The following is a 1,377-nucleotide window of genomic DNA, read 5'->3' on the forward strand; positions in this document are numbered from 1 at the left end:
CCGGCAGCCCGCGCCTGCTGCTGGCCGACGAACCGACCGGCAACCTGGACACACAGATGGCGCGCGGGGTGATGGAGCTGCTGGAGGAGATCAACAGTCAGGGCACCACCATCGTCATGGTCACCCATGATCCGGAACTGGCCGCACGCGCCCAGCGCAACGTGCACATCGTCGATGGCCAGGCCACCGACCTGCTGCGCGAGCCGGTGCTGGCCCGTCCGCATCCCGTTTCCATCGCAGGCTGAGGCCACCGCCATGTTCGGCTACTACTTCAAACTCGCGCTGCGCAGCTTCGGCCGCAACAGGATCCTGACCGCGCTGATGGTGCTGGCCATCGCGCTGGGGATCGGCGCGGCGATGACCACCCTGACCGTGTTCAAGGTGCTCTCCGGCGACCCGATCCCGCACAAGAGCGACCGGCTGTTCTACGTGCAGCTGGACCCGGCGCTGCGCGAAGGCTACCTCCCCGGTGAGGAACCCGAATCGCAGTTGACCCGTTTCGATGCCGAGGAACTGCTGCGGCAGAGGAAGGCGCCACGGCAGGCGATGATGACCGGCGGTGGCGGCATCGTCGATCCACGCATCGACGCCCTCAAACCGTTCAGCGTCAGCATGCGCTACACCTCGGCCGATTTCTTCCCGATGTTCGACACGCCCTTCCAGTTCGGACAGCTGGAGCGGCGATGACGACCAGGGCCGCGGCCGGGTGGCGGTGATCAGCAAGACGCTCAACGACAAGCTGTTCCAAGGCGCAAACAGCGTCGGCAACGACGTGCTGGTGGAGGGCAATGCCCTGCGCATCGTCGGCGTGCTGGAGCAATGGGCGCCGGCGCCGAAGTTCTATGACCTGTATTCGGGCAAGTACGATTCGGGCGAAGAGGTGTTCGTCCCGTTCAGCACCTCCCGCGAACTCAAGCTTGGTCGCAGCGGCAACATGAATTGCTTCGGTCGCGAGGCGATCAATGACAATGAAGCGCTGAATGTGCCCTGCGCTTGGATCCAGTACTGGGTGGAACTGGATTCACCCGCGGACGCGGCCGGTTACAAAGCCTATCTGGACAACTATTCCGAGCAGCAGCGTGCCAGCGGCCGCTTCGAACGCCCGGCCAACACCCGCCTGCGCAATGTCATGGAACTGATGGAGCACCGCAACGCGGTGCCGGGCGACGTGCGCCTGCAGATGTGGCTGGCCTTCGGCTTCCTGCTGGTGTGCCTGGTCAATACGGTCGGCCTGCTGCTGGCCAAGTTCCTGCGCCGCAGCGGGGAGATCGGCGTGCGCCGGGCGCTGGGAGCCAGCCGCGCGGAGATCTTCAAGCAGTGCCTGGTCGAGGCCGGCACGATTGGCCTGGCCGGTGGGCTGCTCGGGCTGGTGTTCGC

2 pseudogenes are annotated in these 1,377 nt (G+C 65.6%); both read left to right on the forward strand.

The features are described from left to right. Positions 1-245, forward strand: a pseudogene (locus JCM9942_RS15895) (ABC transporter ATP-binding protein); the annotation flags it as partial. Positions 246-255: 10 nt separating this feature from the next. Then, a pseudogene (locus tag JCM9942_RS18485) lies at positions 256-1,377 on the forward strand (ABC transporter permease); the annotation flags it as partial.

This window comes from Stenotrophomonas pictorum JCM 9942, assembly GCF_001310775.1.
Classification (GTDB): Bacteria; Pseudomonadota; Gammaproteobacteria; order Xanthomonadales; family Xanthomonadaceae; genus Stenotrophomonas; species Stenotrophomonas pictorum.